A 1,506-nucleotide genomic window follows, 5' to 3' on the forward strand; every position below is an offset into this window, starting at 1 on the left:
GCTCCGAATTTATCATTGAGCAGGTATTTTTAGATAATCAGAACATCGATGCTAGGTGTGGTTCGCTAGACGCTTACAATAAACTAAACTTTTGACTATTTTTTAGGATCAAAAAAGCCATCCGAAGATGGCTGTATTTATTCATTTATTAAATTATTCACTTAGCTGATTATTCAGGTACAAAACTCAAAGCTTTATCCATTACCGATAAGTCGGCTTGTTTTCCATGGCCATTTTCAGACAGATGACGCCTAAATCCACGGGCACCAGGCTGCCCCTGAAAAATCCCCAGCATATGACGAGCAACATGCCAAAAGTTAGCCCCTAAGCGCATTTCGTCTTCAATATAACTATACATAGAGCGCACGACATCATGACGAGATTGCGTGTTAGCGATATCACCATAAATCTTTTCATCCACTTCATTGAGTATAAATGGGTTGCTATACGCTTCTCTACCAATCATCACACCATCAATATGCTGTAAATGCTCTAAACTTTGTTCAATTGTTTTAACACCACCATTAAGACTTAAATCGAGTTGTGGATAATCTTTTTTCAACTGATAAACACGTGGATAATCAAGCGGCGGTACCTCACGGTTTTCTTTAGGGCTTAACCCCTTTAACCAAGCTTTACGAGCATGAATAATAAAATCATCACACCCAACATTATGCGACGCTTCTATAAGTGCACACAAAAACTCATACGAGTCTTGCTCATCAATACCAATGCGCGTTTTAACCGTAACAGGTATATTTACTTCTGCTTTCATTGCCGCCACACAGTCAGCAACTAATTGCGGCTCACCCATTAAACAAGCACCGAAACGACCATTCTGCACGCGATCTGACGGGCAACCTACGTTTAAGTTAATTTCGTCATAACCACGCTCACCCGCAAGCTTTGCACATTGTGCAAGAGCCTGTGGATCAGAGCCACCCAGCTGCAATGCAACAGGCCCTTCGTGTTGATTAAAGTGTAGGTAGTCGCCTCGGCCAAACAAAATAGCACCCGTGGTGATCATTTCCGTGTACAACACTGTATGCTTAGTCATTTTACGATGAAAAGTACGACAATGACGATCAGTCCAATCCAACATTGGGGCTACAGAAAAGCGTCTATCGAGTGGTTTCATTGGTACACCGTGCTATATAAGTTTAAGTACATTTCGTTCAATTTAAATATCTCTTTTTTGCTTATTTACACACATTTAGATCTATTATTAATAAATAACTACACCGTAGGGAACAATCAAAAGGGGTGTTTTAGAATATAAAATCAGGCGTATCTGCGCTAAATTCAAACATTATTATATCAGAATAAGCAAAAAATATAGATACCATTTATATTGAAAACGTCAGCGTTCAAAGTTCAGCCACCCACATTTCACTTTTCTGCAGACGTAAAAAAGCCCGAATCGTTAAATTCGGGCTTTCTACAATTTGGAGCCTGGCAATGTCCTACTTTCACATAGCAAATGCTACACTATCATCGGCGCTGTTT

Annotated in this window: 1 protein-coding gene; it reads right to left on the reverse strand. The window is 39.8% G+C overall.

Annotated features, from left to right (window positions below; genetic code table 11):
- Positions 1-169: 169 nt before the first annotated feature.
- Positions 170-1,138 carry a tRNA dihydrouridine(20/20a) synthase DusA gene (dusA, locus tag AAEZ22_RS17975; RefSeq protein ID WP_080516805.1) on the reverse strand — a complete coding sequence of 323 codons (969 nt, stop codon included), beginning with the start codon at positions 1,136-1,138 and terminating at the stop codon, positions 170-172.
- Between the last annotated feature and the right edge of the window lie 368 nt (positions 1,139-1,506).

The organism is Pseudoalteromonas sp. 20-MNA-CIBAN-0454, assembly GCF_040308685.1.
GTDB lineage: Bacteria > Pseudomonadota > Gammaproteobacteria > Enterobacterales > Alteromonadaceae > Pseudoalteromonas > Pseudoalteromonas nigrifaciens.

What these genes read in the sequence shown, in the direction of transcription:
- dusA (WP_080516805.1), bottom strand. Translation starts at nt 1,138, where the DNA reads ATGAAACCACTCGATAGACGCTTTTCTGTAGCCCCAATGTTGGATTGG.